This is a genomic window from Deinococcus hopiensis KR-140 (assembly GCF_900176165.1).
Taxonomy (GTDB): domain Bacteria; phylum Deinococcota; class Deinococci; order Deinococcales; family Deinococcaceae; genus Deinococcus; species Deinococcus hopiensis.
The window spans coordinates 218,523-239,155 of the sequence record NZ_FWWU01000003.1 but is presented as its reverse complement, the minus strand read 5'-3'; the positions used below and the strand labels follow the sequence as shown (position 1 = coordinate 239,155).

The following is a 20,633-nucleotide window of genomic DNA, read 5'->3' as shown; positions in this document are numbered from 1 at the left end:
CTGGCACAGCTCGGAGAGAGGGGCGCCGTGACGATGCAGAAAAAACGACTTGCAAAACGCCAGACCAGGCAGGTGAATGACCGGTGGCAAAGCCGCTGAACTTTGACGCCCATACCCTCCTTCCCACCGCGGAAGAACGTGTCGCGCAGGGCACCGTCCAGAGTGCCGATGCCCTCGTCGAGGCGCTGGAACTGCTGCGCGCGCTGCACGAGCACCGGGTGCTGCATACCCTCGTTCGGCTGGTGCAGGGCGGCGAGGGTCTGGCCTCACAAGCGCTGGAGGTGCTGAACGAACCCGGCAGTGTCCGTGCCCTTCGCAACGGATTGGAGGGCGTCAAACTGCTGGGGAGCGTCGAACCCGAAGCGCTGGAAGCGGTAACGGGCGCGCTGGCCGACGGCGTGCGTGAGGGAGCCCGCCGCGTTCGGGGGGGCGAGCGGGCCGGCCTGGGGGAACTGCTGTCCCTGGCCCGTGACCCGGATGTGGGCCTGGCGCTGGGCGCACTCGTGGGCGTGCTGCGCGGCTTCGGGCGCGGCCTGCGCGAGCGGCAGGAGGCGGGGCAGCCGGAAATGGAGCGGCCGGACGGGGTGACCCATCGCTGACGGCTCCGCGCTCCGTCCGGTCCAGCGCTGGGTGGGGGAGACGCCCACCGCCGATCTTGACGACGTGGCGGTGGAAGAACCCCTCGAACTCCGCCTCGTGCAAGGCGAGGAGGAGCGGCCCCTGAGCGTTACCCTTCGGACCCCCGGCGCGGACGAGGACCTGGTGCTGGGCCTGCTGTACGCCGAGGGGGCCATTGCGTGCGCGGACGACGTGTTGAGCCTCTCGGTCTGGCGGCGGGGCGACGTGAGCGCGCCGAACGTGGTGCGGGTGGAACTTCGTTCCGGCTTCGCGGCCCTGGATATCCTTGCCCGCCGCACCTTCACGAGCAGCGCGTGCGGGGTCTGCGGGGCGGGCAGCATCGAGCGGCTGGCCCTGCGCGCCCGGCCTCCGCTGTGGTCCGGTCCCCCACTCTCGCCCGCCCTCGTGGCCCGTCTGCCCAGCGGGTTGCGCGCCCGGCAACCCCTCTTCACGGCGACGGGCGGAATGCACGCGGCGGGCCTCTTTACCCCTGAGGGCGAATGCCTCGCCGTGCGCGAGGACGTGGGCCGCCACAATGCCGTGGACAAGGTGATCGGCTGGGCGCTGCGGGCGGGCTGCCTGCCCCTCTCCGATCATCTGCTTGCCGTCAGCAGCCGCGCGGGCTTTGAGGTGGTGCAAAAGGCGGTGCTGGCGGGCGTGCCTGTCGTCTGCGCCATGTCGGCCCCCACCAGCCTCGCGGTGGAGGTGGCCCAGGGTTTCGGCGTCACCCTGATCGGCTTTGCGCGGGGGGCGCGCTTCAACGTCTACAGCGGGCCTGAACGGCTGGGTAAGTTCTAGCCCCGCCATATGGCGCATTCCGCCCCTGTCCCAAACGGACGATGCGCCTCTCTGCCTGCGCCTGTCACGCTAACTCCGGTGGCCTGGTGCCCTCGGGGAGGTGTTCTATGACTCAGCGTTCGTTCCATTTGGCCTTCTGCCACGGCGTTGCCGGGGACAACGCCGTGCTGCCGAGCGAAGGTGGCTGCCTGCCCCTGGGTATCCGGTTCTGGCCCCCGCCTGCCTGAGCGACACCACCCACAGAAAAGACGCAGGCGGGGAGACAGGCCCCGCCTTTTTCATTGCCCTCCCCTTTCCACGTGCCATGAGGAGGCACCATGAGCATTCACGCGTTCACCGACGGTTCCACCGCCCGCTCACGCGGCGGCTGGGGTGTGCTGATCACCGGCCCCGCGGGCCCAAAGCACTACAGCGGGGCCCTCAGCACGAATGACAACGGCGTGTCGGAGGTCCGGGGCGTGCTCGAAGCCGTGCGCCGCGCGCCCCTGGGCTGCACCCTGACCGTGGTGACCGACAGTACCGGCACCGTGCAGGCGGTCCGCACGGGCCGCTGCCGCAACGCGGAGATCGAGCGCCTGGCCCAGGCGGTGCGCGTGACGGCAGACCTGCGTGAGATTCGCCTGACGGTGGAGCACCGCTCGCGCGAGGTGCGCGGCCTGAAGGTGGCCCACACCCTCGCCAACGCGGGGCGCAAGGGCGAGCGTGCGCCGCTGCCCGGAGCTCCGGTCCGGGAGGCCATCGTCCGTCCCCACCCCCTGCGTCCCACCGTCACCGTGCAGGTGCAGAGCGGCGGCTGGCACACCACGGAGGAAATCGCGGGCGACGAGGGCCTGGACGCGCCGCTGATGGCCGCCCTGCACCTCGTTCGGCGGGCGACAGCAGGCGAGGTGCTGCGCCTGACGCTCGAAAGCCCACTGACCCGGGCGTACCTGCGCGGTGAGGTGCGTCCCCGCGCCCCTGCCGTCCGCGCGGCCCTGCACGAGATCACGCGGCGGGTGAACGGGCGCCGCCTCACCCTGAAGGTGAACTAAGGTGGGTTCCGGCGGCAGAGCAGGCAAACTGGGACAACGCCAAAGACGGCACCCACTGTTCTGCCTCGCAGCGTTGCAGGTCTGCCCGCATTGAATCATTTCGTAAACGGCGGCGGGAGTCCGTATCTGGAACACAACCCGCAGCGGGGGCGGAGCGCATTCCCCGGGATTCCGGCAGGACGAGGACGGCCGGAAGTCTGGTGGGAAGGGCCGCCCGAACGGCACGAATCCGGAACGGTCCTCGTCCTGCCGGGGCGGAGGGGCCCGCCGCTTTGCGAGTCTCCCCGGCCTTCTTGCCGGCGGTCCGGTGAGCGTTCTGGAAGCAACGGGGGGCCAATGAGAAAAACGTCTTTTGGGACGTCCCGCCCACTTGCCCCGTCCCCTGCGCCGCTCTCCGGCGCGCTGTCCTCGGTGATCAGCGGCGTGCAGACCATTCGGCAGGGCGCCGCCGAAGCCGCGCTCGGCGTGCCGTCACTTCTTGATCGCCGCGTCCCCCGGCAGGATGTATACCGTCTCGACGCCCCATGGTTGGGGCTTGGCCGGGGAGTGGGCATTTCTCCACACCACGTAATTGCCGGTGGCGCCGGCCTTCAGAACCGCGTCCTTGTAGGGCGCGTCGGGCCACGGCCGATCAGGCCCCCTGTCCCAGCACGTCGCTGAGCTTGGCGATGGGCGCGTACCCGTCGGCGCACCAGAACATGATCTGCGCGCCCTCCGCCGCCAACGCTCCGGTATTGGAGATGCGGGCCTTCAGGAAGGCGTCGAGGTCATAGGTCCTGGCCTGAAGATCCCGCTTGTACAGGTAATCGCCCGCGATGGTGACCGTTTCCAAGGAGGCTCCTCGTGCGAACTCCTGGGAGGGACGCGGGGTGCAGGGTAACGCTCCGTTCACGTTGGTGGGGCCGCAAATGTGGAAAAACGGCAACGGGGGGGTCAGCGCGCCGCCGCTGATCCTGTGATTCTCCTGTTCCCAACCTCAAGGGAGTTTGTGGGGCAGCTCAAGGCCCGCCCGTACCGGCGAGAGGGTCCGCCGCGCCACACTGGGGCATGAACCCCTCACGCCTGCTGCGAACGGCCCAGATTGTGGCCGTCCTGTGGGGAGGCGTGGCCTGTGCGCAGGTCACGCCCCTGATGCCCACCGGCCTGCGCCCCGGAGACGTTCCGGCCGCCCAGATCCAGATCGTGACGGTCGCGCCGCTCCCGCTCCCCACCTCTGCCCCCACCGACTCCCGGACCTGCGCCCTGCGCGCCGCCGCGGCGGTCGGACGGTGGGTGACCCAGGGGCCCAGCGGTGCGGTTCCCCACGCGGAGTCCTCTCCCGTTCGGCTGTTCACCGGGCGCGGCGAGTGCCTCGCCGTCATGCCCCTCTGGCCTGGGTTCCGTGCGCAGCGTGGCGGCAGGGATTCGGCCGGATTCCTCAAGCTGCCCGCCGCTGATAACCGCACGCAGTAGGGGAGCCCGGGGTCAACGCTGGGTGGTCACCGCACCGTCAGGACCAGTTTCCCCACGCTGCGCCCCGTGGCCTGGGCCCTGTGGGCCTCGGTGACCTCAGCCAGGGGAAAGGTCTGGCTGACGTGCGGTTTGAGCTGTCCGGACTCGGCCAGGGCGGACAGCCCTTCCAGTTGTGCGCGCGAGGGCGTCACCAGAATCCACTCCGCCCGGACGCCGAGGTCATGGGCGAGTGCCGCGTGCTCGTCGGTCGGGCGGGTCACGATGCTGACCACCCACCCACCGGGCCGGACCACCCCGAAAGAGCGCGTGAAGGTGTCGCCGCCCACCGTGTCCAGCACCGCGTCGACGTTCCTGACCTGCTCCTCGAAGGGGCGGGCGCGGTAATCCACCACCTCATCCGCTCCCAGCCCCAGGATGAAGTCGCGGTTGGCGGCCGAGCCCGTGGCGATCACCCGCGCTCCTCGCGCCCGGGCAAGCTGCACCGCAAAGTGCCCCACGCCCCCGGCCCCGGCGTGGATCAGGACCGTCTGGCCCGCCCGCAGGTCCATGCGCTCAAAAGCCTGCCACGCCGTGAGCGGAGCCAGCGTCATCGCTGCAGCCTCCTCGTGGCTGAGGGAGGCGGGCTTGAGCGCGATGTCGGTGACCGGGGCCGTCACGTATTCGGCGTAGGCGCGGCCCTCGTGTGGAAAGCGGAGCATGCCGTACACCGCGTCGCCCACCGCAAAGTCCTTTACGCCCTCGCCCAGGGCGTCCACCACGCCGGAAACGTCCCAGCCCAGAATGACGGGCAGGGCCTGGCCCGCCCAGTTCTGGCGGCGTTTGTAATCGACCGGGTTGATGCTCACGGCGTGAACCTGCACCCGCACCTCGCCGGGTGCAGGCTGGGGCAGAGGCAGCTCGGTGGGTTCGAGCACCTCGGGGGGGCCGTATTGCCGAATGATCATCGCTCGCATGCGTCTCCTCGTTTCTGTTTGGAAAAACGACGTGCCTGAAGGCGAAAATCAATCTGGACTTCACCTCCCGACCCGTCTGCCGGGAGTCTAGGTGGGCAGTTCTCCCCGCGCAAGTACGCACACAAGAGGTATGAACTTCCCTTTTTTATACTGACCCCCTTAGGCTGTGGCCATGACCCAATCCCGAAAGCGCCGCGCGCCGAACAACTGCGTCCACGGCTGCGCGGTAACCACCACGGTGGACCTGATCGGCGGCAAGTGGAAGACCGTGGCCCTGTACCACCTGCTCGGTGGACCGCTGCGTTTTTCCGAGCTGCAGCGCAAGCTGGGCGGTGTGACCCAGCGCATGCTGACCCTGCAACTCCGTGAGCTGGAGGCAGACGGCCTGGTGCACCGCGAGGTCTACCCCGAGGTACCGCCCCGGGTCGAGTACTCGTTGACCAAGCTGGGCCAGAGCCTGGAGCCGATCATCCAGGCCATGTTTGCCTGGGGACAGGCGTATGGGCAGATGCGCGCGGAGAGGCCTGCTGCTGCGGCGCACGCTTGATGAGCAGCGCCTCCAGAGAGGCGGGAGTGCCTTCAGAAAGTGCGCTGACGCCGGGTTGAGACGGGGGGCCGGAGCGTAGGGTCAGCCAGAACAGAAGGAGGAACCCCATGGACTACCGCCACCTTGGACGCACGGGCCTGCAGGTGAGCCCGCTCTGCCTGGGCACCATGAATTTCGGCCCCGAGACCACCGAAGAGGATTCGTACCGCATCATGGACCGCGCCCTGGACCTCGGACTGAACTTCTTCGACACCGCCGACGTGTACGGCTGGAAGCTGGGCGAGGGCGTGACCGAGGGAATTATCGGACGCTGGCTGGAGAAAAATCCAGGCAAGCGTGACCAGATCGTCCTGGCAACCAAGGTGTACGGCAAGATGGGCGAGGGGCCCAACGACCAGAAGCTTTCCGCGTATCACATCCGGCGGGCCTGCGAGGACAGCCTGCGGCGTCTCAAGACCGACCATATCGACCTCTACCAGATGCACCACATCGACCGCGCCACGCCCTGGGAAGAGGTGTGGCAGGCGATGGAATGGCTGGTCGCGCAGGGCATGGTGCTGTACGTGGGGTCGAGCAACTTCGCGGGCTGGAATATCGCCCAGGCCAACACCCTCGCGCAGGCGAGGCACTTCGTGGGCCTGGTGTCCGAACAGAGCCTGTACAACCTCAATGCCCGCATGATCGAACTGGAAGTGATCCCCGCCTGTCAGGCGTTCGGGGTGGGGTTGATTCCGTGGAGTCCCCTCGGCGGCGGCCTGCTCGGCGGCGTGCTGCAAAAAGTCAGTGAGGGCCGGCGCGCCAGCGAACGGATGCAGGGCCAGATCGAGAAGCACCGTTCGCAGCTGGAGCGCTACGAAGACCTGTGCCGCGACCTGGGCGAGCGGCCCGCAGATGTGGCGCTCGCCTGGCTCCTGAGTCGTCCGGCGGTCACGGCCCCCATCATCGGTCCGCGTACCCTGGAGCAGCTGGAGGAAAACGTGCGTGCGCTGGACATCACGCTGTCTGCGCAAACGCTCGAAGCCCTGGACGCCATTTGGCCCGGTCCCGGCGGCCAGGCCCCAGAGGCCTACGCCTGGTAGGCCTACGGATCGCATCCCCCGGGCAGAACAACGCTGAAGCGCGTTGTTCTGCCCGGCCTTTCATCACCTTAAGGAGACGAGAACCGTGAACACCGCGGGCGCGCCTACCTGCGCAGGTGACGAAGGGTTCTTTCGGTTTTTTCCTGACAGTTTTCGACCCCGGGTTTTCCCGGAGCGCCAAGCCCTGAGGACAAAGGACTTATTACGTTTATAGCGTAATAGTGCGCCCGAAATCTGGAAAGCAGGAGCGCAGGACGCAAGCAGTTTCGGCATTGCCGCAAAAGAATTGCATCCACAAGCCACTTGACAGAAATTATTTTCATTCCTACTCTGAAGCCATCCCAGACGGTTTCCAGACAGGTCATCCGCCGGGAGCATCCTGCTCTGGAGGTCCGCGCTTGACCGATCTGTTCGTTTCGCCGCCTACCCCTACTTCCAAACCCAGCGGGACCCAGGCCGCCACCCGGACTGGCAATGGCAGGCCAAGTGCCCTGAGCCGCCTGATGGCCGAACAGGCGCAGCTGCCGCCCACCCTGGGCCGGGTGGCGGCGTACGTCAACGCGCACCCGGAGGAAGTGATCTACCAGACCATCACCGAACTGGCGACGGCGGCGGGGGTGGTGGAGAGCACCGTCACGCGGCTGTGCCGCCGCCTGGGCTTTTCCGGCTTTCACGCCTTTAAGATCGCGCTGTCGGGAGACGTCCTGACGTCGGTGGGGGAGACGGCAGTGGGGGAGACCGATCCCCTGTCGCTGGCCGCCCATCAGGTCACCCAGGCCGTACAGGGGACCCGCCACCTGGTCGACCCGGCCGCGCTGGAACGGGTGGCGGCGGCCATCGCCGATGCGCGCCGGGTCGACGTGGCGGGGCAGAGCAACAGCGGGCTCTCGGCGCAGTTTCTGGCAAACAAGCTCGCGCGGGTGGGCGTGATGGCCATCGCCCACACCGACCCGCACCTCGCGGCGGTGGCCGCCGCCACCCAGCGGACGGGGGGCGTGGTCATCGGACTGACGCGTTCGGGCAGCACCATCGACACGGTGCAGACCCTCAAGCTCGCCGCCGCGCGGGGGGCCTTCACGGTGGCGGTCACGCACCGCGCCTCGTCGCCGGTCACGCGCTACGCCCGCGAGGTGCTGTCCACCGCGAGTCCGGAAGCGCCCCTCGCGGGGGGCGCGATCAGCAGTCTGGTCAGCCAGGTCCTGATTATCGAGGCGCTCTACCTCACGCTGCTGCCCCGGTTGCCGGGAGCCGACGCCCTGCTGCGCGAAACTGCAGAGTCTGTGGTGGAGAAGAAGTACTGATGGAGCGCTTGGCGTTCGGCGGTCAGCGCTCAGCAAAGGAGCAGGATATGGTTTCCGTTTTCCTCAGCGCCACCCCGGCGGTCCTCGCGTGACGCGCACGCTCCGGGGGCAACTCGTCTTGCCGGAGGGTGTGCGGCCCGGCCGGGTGGCGTTCGGCACACACCTGGAGGCCGTGACGGCCGAAGACTCGGCCCCGGAGGGCGTGTTCCTGCTGCCCGGCTTCGTGGACACCCACGTGCATGGCGGCGGGGGCGGAGACGCGATGGACGGCCCGGAGGGGGTGCGGACCCTGGCGCGCCTGCACGCGCAGCGCGGCACCACCACGCTGCTGCCCACCACGATCACGCACGAGTGGGCGCGGGTGCTGGGCGCGCTATGGGGGGTACGCGAGGTGATGGACGCCGGGGGCGTTCCCGGTGGGGCAGACATCGTGGGCGCGCACCTCGAAGGGCCCTTTATCAGCCCGGGACGGCTGGGAGCACAGCCTCCCCACGCGGTGGACCCGACGCCCGAGCGGGTGGCGCAGGTGCTGGAGGCGGGCGTGGTCCGGGCAGTCACGCTCGCCCCAGAGTTACCAGGCGCGGAGGCGGCGGCGCTCGCCTTTGTGGCTGCGGGGGTGCGGGTGGGCCTCGGGCACACGCGGGCAGACGCGGAGACGGTCGCGGCGCTGCTCAACCGGGTTCACGCCGCGGGCGGGCGGGGCTGCGCCACCCACCTCTTCAACGCGATGGGCGGGGTAGAGGGCCGGCTTCCCGGGCCGCCTGGGGCGCTGATGGCAGACCCACAGGCCTTTTTGGAGATCATTCTCGACGGCATCCACGTTCACCCGGTGAGCGTGAACCTGGCGCGGGCGGCGGCCCCCGGGCGCGTGCTGATCATCACCGACGCCATGCGCGCCGCCGGAATGGGCGACGGCGAGAGCGAACTCGGCGGGCAGCACGTCACGGTGCGGGGCGGCAAGGCCACGCTGGCCGACGGCACACTGGCCGGAAGCGTGCTGACGATGGACGCGGCCCTGAGAAACGCTGTGGCGCTGGGCCTGCCGCTGCCCGAGGCGAGCGCCATGCTGAGCGGCGTACCTGCCGCCTCTGTGGGCCTGGAGGACCGGGGCCGCCTGGAGGTGGGGCTGCGCGCCGACGTGACGGTGCTGGACCGGGACCTGAACGTGCAGCAGGTGTATGTGGGCGGCCAACCCGTCCTGGAGGAACGACCATGAACCTTGACCCCCTGACGTCCGCCATTCCGAAAGCCGCTCCCCTGATGCTGCAAGAAGCCCGCGAGGCGCCTGACGTCGTGCGCCGCCAGCTCACGGAGAACGCCGCCACCGTCTCGGCGCTGGTGGCCGCCCTGCGGGAGCGCCGTCCCCTCTACGCCGTCACGGTGGCGCGCGGCAGCAGCGACCACGCCTGCACAGTCCTGAAATACGCCCTCGAAACCCACCTCGCGCTGCCCGTCGCCAGCCTGGGGCCCAGCGTGCATACCCTGTACGGCGCGAATCTGGACCTGCGCGGCGCGCTCGTGATCGCCGTGTCGCAGTCGGGGGCCAGCCCGGACGTGGTGGAGAACGTCCGGATGGCGCGGGAGGGCGGGGCCCTGACGGTGGCGCTGGTGAATGTGGAAGGCAGCGACCTCTCGCGGGAGGCGGAGTTCGTGTTGCCGCTGCGCTGCGGCGAGGAGCGGGCGGTGGCGGCCACCAAGAGTTACCTTGCCAGCCTGACCGCCCTGTTGCCGGTGATCGCGGAGCTCACGGGAGACGCCGCGCTCACCGACGCGCTCGAGGCCCTGCCCGCCGCGCTGGAGGCCACGCTGGGGTTGGAAGAGTCGGCGCAAAGCTTGGCCGAGCGCTACCGCTTCGCGGAAAACCTGCTTGTGCTTGCGCGGGGCCTGCACTTCGGCGTGGCGCAGGAGGCAGCGCTGAAACTCAAGGAGACGTGCGGCATTCACGCCGAGGCGTATTCCGCCGCCGAGTTCAGCCACGGTCCCAAGCGCCTCCTCGCCGAGGGGGTGCCCCTGCTGGGTTTCGCGCCCAGCGACGCAGCGGCGGACGCGGCGGCCTCGGCCTACGCAGAGTTGCAATCGGGCGGCGCGGACCTCAGGACCCTCGGCCCGGCGGCGGGCAGCACCCTGCACACGCCGGGAACCGGCCACGCCCTGACCGATCCGGTGCCCAGCGCCCTGGCCTTTTACCTGTTCGCCGCCCACCTCGCGCTTCACAAAGGTCTCAATCCCGATCAGCCGCCCCTCCTGAGCAAGGTCACGCGCACGCGGTAGCAACACGGCGCACAAGGCCAGGGCCAGCGGGACGCTTTCTCCGCTGGCCCTGGCCTTTGCCGCCACTACTTCTTTTGCAACACCGAGATGTACGCTTTCAGCTCGTCGGACCCACGCCCTCCCTTGAAGGGGTTGAACTGGCCGGGCTGTCCCTGTCCGTTCTGACCCTGACCGTTCTGGCCGCCCTGACGCTGTCCACCCTGGCCGGGCAGGAGACCGCCGGGAATCCCGGGAATGCGGGCCCGACCCGTCTGACCGCCCTGCTGGCGCTTGGCCCGCTGCGCCGCCCGCTCCTTTTCGGCGTTCAGCATCAGGGTGTCCATCGCCGTGAGCTGCTTGTCGGTCAGGATCTTGTCCTCGATCTGCGCCAGGTATTTCTTCGCGTCGTTCGGCTGCACGGCGCTCGCCTTTTGCAGGGCGGTCAGGATGGTGAGCAGACTCTTGGCCTGGGCCTTCGTGACGGCCGTGGTCTTATTCTTCTCCAGCTCGGGGAGCAGCCGCACCGTCTGCGAGAGGTCGATGATGGGCCGCATCTGCGCCATGCGGGCCCGCATCTCGGGCGTCATCTGGCGCTGCCCCGTTCCCGTTCCCCCGCCACCCTGCTGGGCGCTGGCGAGGGTCAGGGCGAAGGGCAGGGCGAGCAGGGCCGGGTTGATCTTGGAAAAACGCATCTTGAACTCCTTAAGGGGGCTGAAAGCAAAAGGCGGATGGCCGAACGCTGAGGGCTTCACTCGTACCGCAGGCTGTCCACCGGATCGAGCCGCGCCGCGCGGGCGGCGGGGTAATACCCGAAAAACACCCCCACCAGCGCGCTGAACGCGAAGGCAACGAGCATGGGCGTGAGGCTGAAGACGGGGGCAATGCCGAAGAGTTTGCCGGCGTAGGCGGCAGCGACGCCCAGCAGCAGGCCAATCAGCCCGCCGCCCACCGAGAGCAGGCTGGCCTCCACCAGAAACTGCGTGAGGATGTCGCGCGGTTTGGCTCCCAGCGCTTTGCGCACGCCGATCTCGCGGGTGCGCTCCGTGACCGACACCAGCATGATGTTCATGATCCCGATGCCGCCGACGAGCAGGCTGATGCCCGCGATGGCCCCCACCAGGACGGTCAGCGTGGTCGTCACGCTGCTCAGGCTCTCCAGCGCGTCCGCCTGGTTCTGCACCTGAAAATCCAGGTTGTCGGGATCGGTCTGCTTGTGCCGCACGCTCAGCAGGTCCGTCACGTCCGTCTGGAGCTGCGTGAGGTCCTTCGCGTCGGCGGCCTGCAGGTAGACGTTGTTCACGGTGGGCTGGCCGCTCGCGCTATTGGTGCGGGCGAAGCGCTGGAGGTAGGTGCTCAGCGGAATCAGCACCTGACTGTTGGCGTTGCCGAAGCCGCTGTTGCCCTTGTCGGGCAGCACGCCCACCACCGTGAAGTTCACGCTGCCCAGGCGCAGCTTCTGGCCCACCGGGTTCGCGCCTTCGCCAAAGAGGTCGGTCACCACCTGCGCGCCGATCACGGCGACGCGCTTTCTCGCGTCCACCTCCGCCTGGGTGAAATAGCTGCCCGAGGCCACGGGACTGTTGCGGACCGTCTCATAGGCGGGCCAGGTGCCCAGCACCGTGACCTGGGTGTTGCTGCTGCCCAGCTTGGCCTGCACGCTGCTCTGGGCGGCGGGGGCCACCCCCGCGATGCGGGAGCCGAAGGCGGTGGCGAGGGCGGCGGCGTCTTTTACCGTGATGGTCTGCCGCGGACCGGAGCGGACCAGGCTCCCGCCTCCCCCGCCGCGCGCGCTCTGCACGGTCAGCAGGTTGGTGCCCAGCGACTGGAGGTTGCGCGTGACGCCCGCCGTGCTGCCCTGCCCGATGGCGGTGAGGGCGACGACGGCGGCCACACCGATAATCACGCCGAGGGCGGTCAGGACAGAGCGCATGGGCGTTCCCGTGATCGCGCGCCAGGCAATCGTGAGCGCCCCGCCCAGTCCGATGCCGCCTCTTCGGCGTACCGGCGAGGCCCCTGCTGAGGCCCCCACCGAGGGCGAAGAACGGGTCACGGTCATGCCGGGGCCTCCAGTCCCGGTTGGAGCAGCGCGCGGCGGGGCGTCTGCCGCGTATCGCTCTCGATCAGGCCGTCCCGCACCCGCACCACCCGCTCGGCATAGGCTCCGATGTCGGGCTCGTGCGTCACGAGGACCACGGTGGTGCCCTCGGCGTGCAGTTCGGAAAACAGGCCCATCACCTCCTCACTGGTGCGGGTGTCGAGGTTGCCGGTGGGTTCGTCGGCCAGCAGCAACCGGGGGCTTCCCGCCAGCGCGCGCGCCACCGCCACCCGCTGCTTTTGCCCGCCGCTGATCTGTGAAGGGAGGTTTGAGGCCTTGCTCTCCAGGCCCACACGGCCCAGCACGTCCATGGCCCGTTCCCGCCGTTCCCGGGGGGGCACTCCAGCGTAGGTGAGGGGCACCTCCACGTTCTCCAGCAAGGTGAGGCGGGGCAGCAGGTGGAACGCCTGGAACACAAAGCCGATCTCGACGTTGCGGGCCTCCGCGCGTTCGTTCTCGGTAAGGGCCGTCACGTCCTGCCCGCCAAGGAGATACGCGCCGCTGCTCGGGCGGTCCAGCAGGCCGATAATCTGCATCAGGGTGGTCTTGCCGCTGCCCGAGGGGCCCATCAGCGCCACCATCTCACCCTGAGCGATCTGCACGCTGACGCCCTTCAAGGCCTCAAACACCACGTCGCCCTGCGCGTAGACGCGCCGCACGTCCCGGATGTCCACCACAGGCGGAGGCGAGGTCACGGCGCGCCCCCGAAGCCGCCGGCGGGAGGTCCCCCCGCACCGCCAAAGCCCCCGCTCCGGCGGTTTGAGGACGTGCCCGACGTTCCAGCGCTGCTCCTCGTACCGCCTGGAACGATCACCTCCTGCCCGGCCTCCAGCCCCTCGGTCACGACGGTGTTCGTGCCGTCCGTCGCGCCCGTATGGACGCGCACGCGCTCGGGCCCGGCTCCCTCGCCCTGGCCGGGCACCTCGACGTAGCTGCGGGTGCGCACCGTTTCGACGGCCTTGGTGGGCACGAGCAGGCCCTGGGCCTCGCTCTGGATGATCTCGGCCTCGGCGGTCATGCCGCTGCGCAGCTGCCCGCCGGCGTTGTTCAGGCTGACGGTGGCGGTAAAGACGCTGATGCCGTTGGACTGGGTGGCCCCGGGTGAGACGCGAATGACTTTGCCCCCGAAGGTCTGACCGTCGTAGGCGTCCAGGGTCACCTCGGCCTTCTGGCCCACCTTCACGCCCGCGATTTCGGTCTCGTCCACCTGCACGGGCAGGTTGAGGGTGGTGTCGTCGATGATGGTGAGCAGCGTCGCGCCGCTGAGGACCACGGTGCCCTCGGTGGCGTTTACGGCGCTCACCACACCGCTGATGGGGGCGTAGACCTTGAGGTCAGTTCGCGCCTTCTGGGCGGTGGTCAGCGCTGCCTGGGCCTGCTGCACGGCGATCTGCGCGCTGCGGAGGTTCTCGGCGTCGCTGCCGTTGCCCGTCGCCGCCTGGGTCTGGGCCGCCGCGAGGCTGGCCTGGGCGCTCTGGAGCGCCGAGCGGGCCTTACTCGCGGCGGTGCGGGCGTCGGTCAGGGCCTGCCCGCTCACGGCACCGACGGCATAGAGCTGCTGCTGGGCATTCAGGGTGTGCGCCGCCTCGGTCAGGGCCTGACGGGCGTCGGTCACGTTGCCAAACGCCTGGGTCACGCTGCTCTGCCGCCCGGCGCGGCCCGATGCCTGGCTGGCGCGGGTGGCGTCGAGGCTGGCCTGGGCCTTGCGGAGGCTCAGCTCGGCGGTCTGGACGTTTTCCTCCACCTCGTCGCTCCTCAGGGTGGTCAGGAGCTGGCCCTTCTGCACCCGCTCACCCACCGCCGGAACCTGACCCACGGTGGCGGTGAGGTCCGCGCCGACCGTCCGGGTGGCGTTGGCCTCCAGGGTGCCGGGACCACTCACGCTGACGCGAATGGTGCCGGGCTGGACGGTCTGGGTGGTCACGGTCTCGGTGGTGGTCGCCTCCGCGGTGTGCGCGCGGTTGTAATACACCCCGCCGCCCACACCGCCCAGCAGCAGCAGGCCGGTCACCACCCAGGGCCAGCGCTTGCGGCGCCGGGTCTGGGAAGGCCGGGTGGTGACGGCGGGCGTGGTCACAGGCTGCCTCCGATGCCCGTCAGGTTCTGCCCGGCGGCGACGGACAGCGCCGCGAGGGCTTCAAGCACGTTGTCCTGCGCCTGCAGGCGGGCGTACTGGGCCTTTTTCAGCGCCAGCTGGCTGCCCTGCAGCTCGACGGCGCTGATGGTGCCGCTTTTCAGACGGGCGGCGTCCTGGGTGTAGGTCTTCTGGGCGGCCGCCTCGCGGCTCTGGGCCACGCTGAGGAGCTCGTAGCTGTTCTGGGCGCTCTGGTACGCGCTGGCAAGGGTCTGCCCCGCTCCCTTCTGGGCGCTGTCCAGGCTGCGCTGGGCGTTGGAGAGAGCGGTGCGGGCGTCACTTAAGGTGCGGGCAGGCGTGAAGTCGTTGTCCGCGAGCTTCACCGCGAGTTGCTGGGCGGCCACATCGTTGGCCGATGAGATCACGCTGGCGAGGTCCGGCAGACCCTGTTGCAACTTGGCAAGGGTGGTAGACAGTTTGGGGACGGTGGTAATGCCCGCGGCCCGCACGCCGCTGCCCAGCCCGGTCAGCGTGGCGAGTTTGGCGCTGGCGAGATTGACCTGGGCTTTCGCGTCCGCGAGGTTCTGCTGGCTGCCCGAGAGGGTGTTCTGCGCGTTTTGCACGTCCAGGGCGGTGGCATTCTGCACCTTGAGCTTGACCTGCGCCACCTGCACCCCCTTCTGGTCCACCTGCACCTGCAGGGTCTGGAGCTCCACGTTCTCCTGGGCTTCGAGCAGGGCCGTATAGGCGGTCATGGTGTTTTGCAGGGTGCCCAGACGCGCCGAGTGCAGTTGTGCCTCGGCCTCCGCCTCGCTGCTCCGCGCGGTGAGCTTGGCGGCGGCCAGGGTGCTGGGATCGGCCTGCGCGGCCTTGTTGGCGGCCTGGGCCTTTTGCAGGTTGGCCTGGGCGGTCTTCACGTCACCGTTGTTCGTCAGGGCGGCGGTCACGGCCTGGCCCAGACTGACGGTGCCCTGGGCGGAGGCGGTGGGCAGGAGCAGGGCGGTGGTCAAAGAGAGAGCAGAGAGGAGTTTCACGCAGGGCCTCCAGCGGCGTTTTGCAGTTGAATGAGGTTGGTCTGGGCGGTAACGCGCGCGCTCAGGAGGTCACGCTGGGCTTGAAGGAGGCCGAGTTCAGCGGCCGCCACGTCGTCGGCGGTGCCCGTGCCCGCCTCCACCCGGGTACGGGCAGCGTCGAGGGAAATCTGGGCCACCTGCACCTGCGTGGCGCGGCTCTGCAGGGCGATCAGGCTGCTTTGCAGGGTGCTCAGGCGCGTCCGCACGTCGAGTTCCACGTTCTGCTGGGCGACGTTCAGCGAGAGCTGCGCCTGCGTGACGGTGGCCTGCGCCGCCGACAACTCCGCTTTTACAGCGGGCGAGTAGATCACGTAGGTGCCCGTGACGCTGGCGGTGACGCGGTTGGCCGTACCGGTGGACGTTCCGACAGGCAGGGTGTACCCCGCCCCCACCGTCCCCTGCTTGAGGTTGAGGCTGGCGCTGAGGCCCCCTGTACCCGGCCCGTAGCGCACGCTGGCGGTCACGTCGGGCAGCGTGGCCTCGCGCCTCTGCGTCTCCAGGGCCTCCTGCGCGGCGGCGAGGGTGTTCTGGGCCTCCAGCACCTCACGGCGCTGGGTCCGGGCCTGGGTGACGAGGGCCGCCACGTCGGGCAGGGTGAAGGTGGTCTGGGGCGCGGTGATGAAGGTGCGGCCGCCCACATCGGTGCCCAGGGCGGCGCTCAGGCTCCGGCGGGCGGCGTCGAGGCTGGCGGCAGCCTGAAGCTGGGCCCCCTGGGCGCTCTGCACGTTCGCCTGGGCGCTCAGCACACTTTCGGCGGTGGCGTTGCCGTTCTCCCGCTGCGTCTGCGTCACGGTCAGTTGACGCTGGCGCAGGGCCAGGGTCTGGTCCGCGAGGGCCACGTCCTGCGTTGCCAGGACACCCGCGAGGTACTGCTGAACGGCGTTCAGGCGGGCGGTGGCCTGCGCCTCCGTCAGCCGGACGCGGGCCAAGGCGAGGTTGCGCTCGGCGCTGCGGAGCCCGGCCTGACTGCTGGCCCAGGGGAGCAGGCCCAGCGACACGTTCACGCCCGCGCTGCCGCTCAGGCTCGCGGGCGTGTCGGCGGAGGTGCCGTTCGCGGCCACGGACGTGGTGGCCCCCGCGTAGTTCGCGTTGCCGGTCACGCTGACGGTCAGGCCCAGGGCGCTGCGGGCGGCGTTGAGGTTTTCCTGGGCGGTCACCACGCTGAGTTGCGCCTGGGTCACGCTGGGGGCCCCGGCCAGTTGGGCGAGGGCGGCGTCCAGGGTCAGCTCAGCGCTTCCCTGGGCCAGGCTGACCCCGAACAAACTCAGGGCCGCGCTCAGTGCCAGGGCGCGGGGCAGGCGAAGGGGGTGGAGGGCGGCTCGCATGAAGCGAGTCTGCGGCGCGATGTCGAAGACGGGGCGCAGCTTCTTTGAAGATTTGTCGAAGACGCGTTGAGCGCTGCCCGGACGCCAAAAACGTCCCGGTCTTCCCCGAAAAGACGTCTTTCGGTCTTCGCCCCGTCTTCACAGGCGCGGCCTACCATACGGCCATGAGTGCCCTGATCCTGATCGTGGAGGACGAGCCGCAACTGGCGGAGGTGCTGGAAGCCTACGCGCGGCAGGAGGGCTACCGCACCGAGCGGGCTGGAGACGGCGACGCGGCCCTGCACGCCTTCCGCGCCGTGCAGCCGGACCTGATCCTGCTGGACGTGATGCTGCCCGGACGCAGCGGCCTGGACGTGCTGAAGGTGGTGCGCTCGGATGGGGTCACGCCGGTGATTCTGGTTACGGCGCGCGCCGAGGAGACGGACCAGATCGTGGGTCTGGAACTGGGGGCCGACGACTACGTGGTCAAGCCCTTTCGCCCACGCGAGGTGATGGCGCGCGTCAAGGCCGTGCTGCGCCGCAGCAGCGCCGCCCTGCAAGACGGTGAGCCGCCCCTGCGCGTGGGCCCGCTGGAGGTGGACCGCCGCGCCGTGGTGGCCCGGGTGGACGGGCGGCCCCTGGCCCTGACGCCCGCCGAGTTCCGGTTGCTGGCCCACCTCGCCGAGGCCCCGGGCCGCGCCTTTACCCGGGAGGACCTGCTCGCGGCGGCCCTGCCCGACAGCGACGCGCTGGAACGGGTGGTGGACGCCCACCTCGCCAGCGTGCGGCGCAAGCTTGACGGCAGCGGGGCCGCCGGGCTGCTGCGCACGGTGCGCGGTGTGGGCTACCGGCTGGAGGTTTCGCCTTGAGGTGGGCCTGGCCTCACGCGGTGCGGCGCCTTTCCGGGGGCGGCACCAGCCTGGCCCTGACCCTGCTGGCGTCCATGCTGCTGCTCGTGGCGCTGTCGGTGGGCCTGACCTTCGCGTTCTCGAACCTGGCGGTGCGGCGCGAAGTCGAGAGGTTGCCGCCCGAGGTGCAGGCGTACCTGCGGGCGCGGCAGGAGGCCGAGCGCAAGGGCGAGCCGCTGCCCCGGCTCCCACCGCCGCCCAGCCGGGCCCACAGCGAGCGGGCGGCCGAAGCCGAAGCCGCCGACGCCCGGCGCAACGACGCCCGGCGCAACCGGGGTGGCCACTTCCCGGCGGTGCTGAGCCCACGCACCCAGAGCTTTGTGCGTGACGTCCAGCGCAGCCTGGTGCAGGGCGGGCTGGTGGCTGCGGGACTGGCCGCCCTGCTGAGCCTGCTGATCGCCCGGCGGGTGTCCGGGCCCCTGAGCGCCGTGGCGCAGGCGGCGAACCGGCTGGCGCAGGGTGACCTCGGCTCACGCGCGCCTGTGCGGCGCGGAGACCGGGAGGTGGCGGACCTGGCGCGGGCCTTCAACGAGATGGCCGCCAACCTCCAGACCCTGGAGCGCGAGCGCCAGCAGGCGGTGGCCGACATCGCCCACGAGCTTCGCACCCCCATCGCCGTGATGCAGGCGCGGCTGGACGCCCTGGAAGACGGCGTGTACCCGCTGGACACGGGGCAGATCGAACTGCTGAGCACCCAGACGCAACTCCTGACGCGGCTGGTGGGAGATTTGCGGACGCTGACCCTGGCCGACGCGGGCCGCCTGGGGCTGAACCTGCGCCCCACGGACCTCACGGCGCTGGCCGAGAAGGTCGTGCGCGACCTGAAGGACCGGGCGGCGGCGCGCGGAGTGGCGCTGCAGCTGCAAGGCCCCGCCGCGCCGCTCCACGCGGACCCGGACCGGTTGCGCCAGGTCACGCTGAACCTGGTGGAAAACGCCCTGGTTCACTCGCGCTCGCGGGTGGACGTGCGGGTGGAGCCGGGCGGAGAAGTGGTGCGGCTGCACGTGGATGACGACGGTCCCGGCATTCCGCCCGCCAGCCGCGAGGCCGTCTTTACCCGCTTTACCCGCCTGGACGAGAGCCGCTCGCGCCACACCGGGGGCAGTGGCCTGGGGCTGTCGATTGTGCGCGCGCTGGCCGGGGCGCATGGGGGCGGCGCGAGCGCGGAGGCAAGTCCTCTGGGCGGCGCGCGCCTCACGGTCACGCTGCCCGCGCGGCCCTCGCCCTGAGCCCCCTCAACCCTGAGGTTGCGAGACCCAGAACCCGGGTGGCCTTCACAGGCACGGGCAAACGCGGCAGACTGAGGCGCATGGTGCAGACTCCAGCGGTGCCCAGTTCCATCGATCAGCCCGTGCGTGTGCGCGCCGGTTTCTCCCTGACTTTCGACGTGCCCTATCCCACGCCCATGCTGTTCGTGGTGCAACCCGTAGATCGCCTCTACCCCACCGGCACCCGCCAGCGCATCGTGGACGAGCGGCCCCTGGGCGCAGCGCAGGGCATCCACAGCTACACCGACATTCACGGCAACAGGGTGTGGCGCACGCTGGCGCAGCCGGGCGAATTTACAGTCGGGCACGACCTGATCGCGGAAGTTACCCGCCGCCCGGACCCCATCTTGCCGGACCTGCCCAAGCACCGCGTCGAGGACCTGCCCGACGAAACCATCCAGTACCTGCTGCCCAGCCGTTATGTGGACAGCGACCTGGTGAGCGGCGAGGCCTGGGAGCGCTTCGGGCACATCGCGGGTGGGTGGGCGCAGGTGCAGGCGATCAGCGACTTCCTGCACGACGAATGCGTGTACGGCTCGGGCAGTACGTCGACGACCACGGCCCGGCAGGCGCTGGACAGCAAGCGGGCCGTGTGCCGGGACTTCGCCCACATGGGCGTGGCGTTTTGCCGGGCGCTGAACATTCCCGCGCGCTACGTGTGCGGCTACCTGCCCGACATCGACATCACCCCCGACCCCGTGCCCATGGATTTTCACGCCTGGTTCGAGGCGTACCTGGGAGGCGAGTGGCGCACCTTCGACGCCCGTCACAACAAGCCCCGCGCCGGGCGGCTGCTGATCGCCCAGGGGCGCGACGCTTCGGACGTGGCGTTTACCACCACCTTTGGGGCGGCCCGCCTGACCCATATGAAAGTCTGGGCGGACGAGACGGGGGAGGGCACCACGCTGGACGATCCGCCGAAGCCGCGGGTGTTCTGAAGCCGGAAGTGGCCGGTTGCAGGCCCTCACGCCCTCGTGGGTGGGCTGGAGACCAAGCGTTCTGAGGGCGACCCGTGACTGACGCCAGCCACTGGAGCAAGGCCGAGCGCTCAGGCGCACCGGGGGTTCCGCTTTAGCTTTGGGCCACCTGGCGTTTCCCCACGTAATGCGTGACATCGGTGGACAGGGACAGGAGCCCCCTCACCTCGGTGTCAAATCCGCGCAGCGGCAGGTAGGAGACGTTGACGATCAGGTCCTGGGGCGTCTGACCGTCGGGGGACGTCAGAACCGCGGGCAACTCCGATCCGTGAAAGGGGACGCCCGTGCCGTACACCTGATCCAGAAGTTCAAAAAAGCCCTGTCCCTGCAATTCGGGAAAGGCCTCGCGGACCGTCAGGCCTTCGAGGTGCCGTCCCCCCACCAGATTCCGCGCAAAGTCGTTGGCGTACTCGAACTGGTGCTTGGGGCCCCGCAGAATCGAAATGGCCAGGGGGGCGTCCGCGAACAGCCCGCGCAAGTAGGCGTGCTCGGCGTCTTTCTGAATCACCCACTGCCGGTCCGTCACGTCCCGCAACAGGAGGGCCAGCCCGCCCTCGCTGTCCGGAATGGCGCGGACCTCGTGCCACACGAACAGCTGCGGGTAGAACACCTCGAACTCCACCATCACGCGCTTCTGGTGGGCCCGGTTCAGTTCCGACCAGACCTTGGTGCCGGGCGCGTCGGGCAACAGGTCGTGCAGATCGGTCCCCAGCTGCAGCCCGGAGTTGCGGAGCAGGTGGCGGGCGCGGGCGCTCACATACCTGACGCGCCAGTCCGAATCCACGGCGATGAACCCTTCGGGCAGATTCTCCGCCAGCTGTTCTACAGAAATCACGCGTTCAAGATAAAGGAATGGGGGACGTCCGAACCCACCACCTCAAGGCGTGCCGGGGAGGACTCCAGGC

21 protein-coding genes are annotated in these 20,633 nt (G+C 69.7%); 12 read left to right on the top strand and 9 right to left on the bottom strand.

Annotation, left to right across the window (positions count from 1 at the left end; translation table 11 throughout):
• Positions 1-83 precede the first annotated feature (83 nt).
• The 3 genes from B9A95_RS02960 to B9A95_RS02950 all read left to right on the top strand — a co-directional run bounded on the left by B9A95_RS02960 (position 84) and on the right by B9A95_RS02950 (position 2,447).
• Positions 84-599, top strand: coding sequence for a helical membrane plugin domain-containing protein (locus tag B9A95_RS02960; RefSeq protein WP_084045454.1), 516 nt, complete (start codon positions 84-86; stop codon positions 597-599).
• Positions 600-630: 31 nt separating this feature from the next.
• Complete coding sequence (gene fdhD / locus B9A95_RS02955) at positions 631-1,416, top strand: formate dehydrogenase accessory sulfurtransferase FdhD (RefSeq protein ID WP_084045453.1); 786 nt, start codon at positions 631-633, stop codon at positions 1,414-1,416.
• A 317-nt stretch (positions 1,417-1,733) separates the two neighbouring features.
• On the top strand, positions 1,734-2,447 hold the full coding sequence (locus B9A95_RS02950) for an RNase H family protein (protein ID WP_084045452.1): 714 nt from the start codon (positions 1,734-1,736) through the stop codon (positions 2,445-2,447).
• Positions 2,448-3,078: 631 nt separating this feature from the next.
• On the opposite strand, the gene B9A95_RS02945 is transcribed toward B9A95_RS02950, so the two are convergent.
• On the bottom strand, positions 3,079-3,279 hold the full coding sequence (locus tag B9A95_RS02945; protein ID WP_084045451.1) for a hypothetical protein: 201 nt from the start codon (positions 3,277-3,279) through the stop codon (positions 3,079-3,081).
• 215 nt (positions 3,280-3,494) lie between these two features.
• Here B9A95_RS02945 and B9A95_RS02940 point away from each other — a divergent pair, with 215 nt between their 5' ends.
• The gene (locus tag B9A95_RS02940; protein WP_084045450.1) at positions 3,495-3,899 is read left to right on the top strand and encodes a hypothetical protein; all 405 of its coding nucleotides are present in this window, start codon (positions 3,495-3,497) and stop codon (positions 3,897-3,899) included.
• A gap of 26 nt (positions 3,900-3,925) precedes the next feature.
• Here the strand turns inward: B9A95_RS02940 and B9A95_RS02935 are convergent, their stop codons facing one another.
• Complete coding sequence (locus B9A95_RS02935) at positions 3,926-4,852, bottom strand: NADP-dependent oxidoreductase (protein WP_084045449.1); 927 nt, start codon at positions 4,850-4,852, stop codon at positions 3,926-3,928.
• Positions 4,853-5,024: 172 nt separating this feature from the next.
• Between B9A95_RS02935 and B9A95_RS02930 the strand changes: the two genes are divergently transcribed.
• The 5 genes from B9A95_RS02930 to B9A95_RS02910 all read left to right on the top strand — a co-directional run bounded on the left by B9A95_RS02930 (position 5,025) and on the right by B9A95_RS02910 (position 10,050).
• A complete protein-coding gene (locus B9A95_RS02930) occupies positions 5,025-5,399 on the top strand; it encodes a winged helix-turn-helix transcriptional regulator (protein WP_084045530.1) in 375 nt (124 codons plus the stop codon).
• Between the two features lie 107 nt (positions 5,400-5,506).
• On the top strand, positions 5,507-6,478 hold the full coding sequence (locus B9A95_RS02925; RefSeq protein WP_084045448.1) for an aldo/keto reductase: 972 nt from the start codon (positions 5,507-5,509) through the stop codon (positions 6,476-6,478).
• A gap of 398 nt (positions 6,479-6,876) precedes the next feature.
• Complete coding sequence (locus B9A95_RS02920) at positions 6,877-7,779, top strand: MurR/RpiR family transcriptional regulator (RefSeq protein ID WP_245808109.1); 903 nt, start codon at positions 6,877-6,879, stop codon at positions 7,777-7,779.
• 88 nt (positions 7,780-7,867) lie between these two features.
• Positions 7,868-8,995, top strand: coding sequence for an N-acetylglucosamine-6-phosphate deacetylase (nagA, locus tag B9A95_RS02915; protein WP_084045446.1), 1,128 nt, complete (start codon positions 7,868-7,870; stop codon positions 8,993-8,995).
• Positions 8,992-10,050 carry an SIS domain-containing protein gene (locus B9A95_RS02910; protein WP_139806419.1) on the top strand — a complete coding sequence of 353 codons (1,059 nt, stop codon included), beginning with the start codon at positions 8,992-8,994 and terminating at the stop codon, positions 10,048-10,050. The genes nagA and B9A95_RS02910 overlap by 4 nt, the downstream gene beginning before the upstream one ends.
• A 65-nt stretch (positions 10,051-10,115) precedes the next feature.
• Here the strand turns inward: B9A95_RS02910 and B9A95_RS02905 are convergent, their stop codons facing one another.
• The 6 genes from B9A95_RS02905 to B9A95_RS02880 are packed head-to-tail and all read right to left on the bottom strand — an operon-like array spanning position 10,116 to position 16,596.
• Complete coding sequence (locus B9A95_RS02905; RefSeq protein WP_084045445.1) at positions 10,116-10,721, bottom strand: hypothetical protein; 606 nt, start codon at positions 10,719-10,721, stop codon at positions 10,116-10,118.
• 56 nt (positions 10,722-10,777) lie between these two features.
• On the bottom strand, positions 10,778-12,085 hold the full coding sequence (locus B9A95_RS02900; protein ID WP_084045444.1) for an ABC transporter permease: 1,308 nt from the start codon (positions 12,083-12,085) through the stop codon (positions 10,778-10,780).
• Positions 12,082-12,819: an ABC transporter ATP-binding protein gene (locus B9A95_RS02895; protein ID WP_245808108.1), complete on the bottom strand. Its 738-nt coding sequence runs from the start codon at positions 12,817-12,819 to the stop codon at positions 12,082-12,084. The genes B9A95_RS02900 and B9A95_RS02895 overlap by 4 nt, the downstream gene beginning before the upstream one ends.
• Positions 12,816-14,201, bottom strand: coding sequence for an efflux RND transporter periplasmic adaptor subunit (locus tag B9A95_RS02890; protein WP_084045443.1), 1,386 nt, complete (start codon positions 14,199-14,201; stop codon positions 12,816-12,818). The genes B9A95_RS02895 and B9A95_RS02890 overlap by 4 nt, the downstream gene beginning before the upstream one ends.
• Entirely contained in the window at positions 14,198-15,232 is a 1,035-nt protein-coding gene (locus B9A95_RS02885) for a TolC family protein (RefSeq protein ID WP_084045442.1), read from the bottom strand. Before B9A95_RS02885 ends, B9A95_RS02890 begins: the two co-directional genes overlap by 4 nt.
• Entirely contained in the window at positions 15,229-16,596 is a 1,368-nt protein-coding gene (locus tag B9A95_RS02880) for a TolC family protein (RefSeq protein ID WP_084045441.1), read from the bottom strand. The genes B9A95_RS02885 and B9A95_RS02880 overlap by 4 nt, the downstream gene beginning before the upstream one ends.
• Before the next feature lie 164 nt (positions 16,597-16,760).
• Between B9A95_RS02880 and B9A95_RS02875 the strand changes: the two genes are divergently transcribed.
• The 3 genes from B9A95_RS02875 (at position 16,761) to B9A95_RS02865 (ending at position 19,689) form a co-directional block, all read left to right on the top strand.
• A complete protein-coding gene (locus tag B9A95_RS02875) occupies positions 16,761-17,444 on the top strand; it encodes a response regulator (RefSeq protein WP_084045440.1) in 684 nt (227 codons plus the stop codon).
• Between the two features lie 20 nt (positions 17,445-17,464).
• Entirely contained in the window at positions 17,465-18,712 is a 1,248-nt protein-coding gene (locus B9A95_RS02870) for a sensor histidine kinase (RefSeq protein ID WP_245808107.1), read from the top strand.
• Positions 18,713-18,792: 80 nt separating this feature from the next.
• A complete protein-coding gene (locus B9A95_RS02865) occupies positions 18,793-19,689 on the top strand; it encodes a transglutaminase-like domain-containing protein (RefSeq protein WP_084045439.1) in 897 nt (298 codons plus the stop codon).
• Between the two features lie 133 nt (positions 19,690-19,822).
• Here the strand turns inward: B9A95_RS02865 and B9A95_RS02860 are convergent, their stop codons facing one another.
• Positions 19,823-20,563: a PAS domain-containing protein gene (locus B9A95_RS02860; RefSeq protein WP_084045438.1), complete on the bottom strand. Its 741-nt coding sequence runs from the start codon at positions 20,561-20,563 to the stop codon at positions 19,823-19,825.
• Positions 20,564-20,633 lie beyond the last annotated feature (70 nt).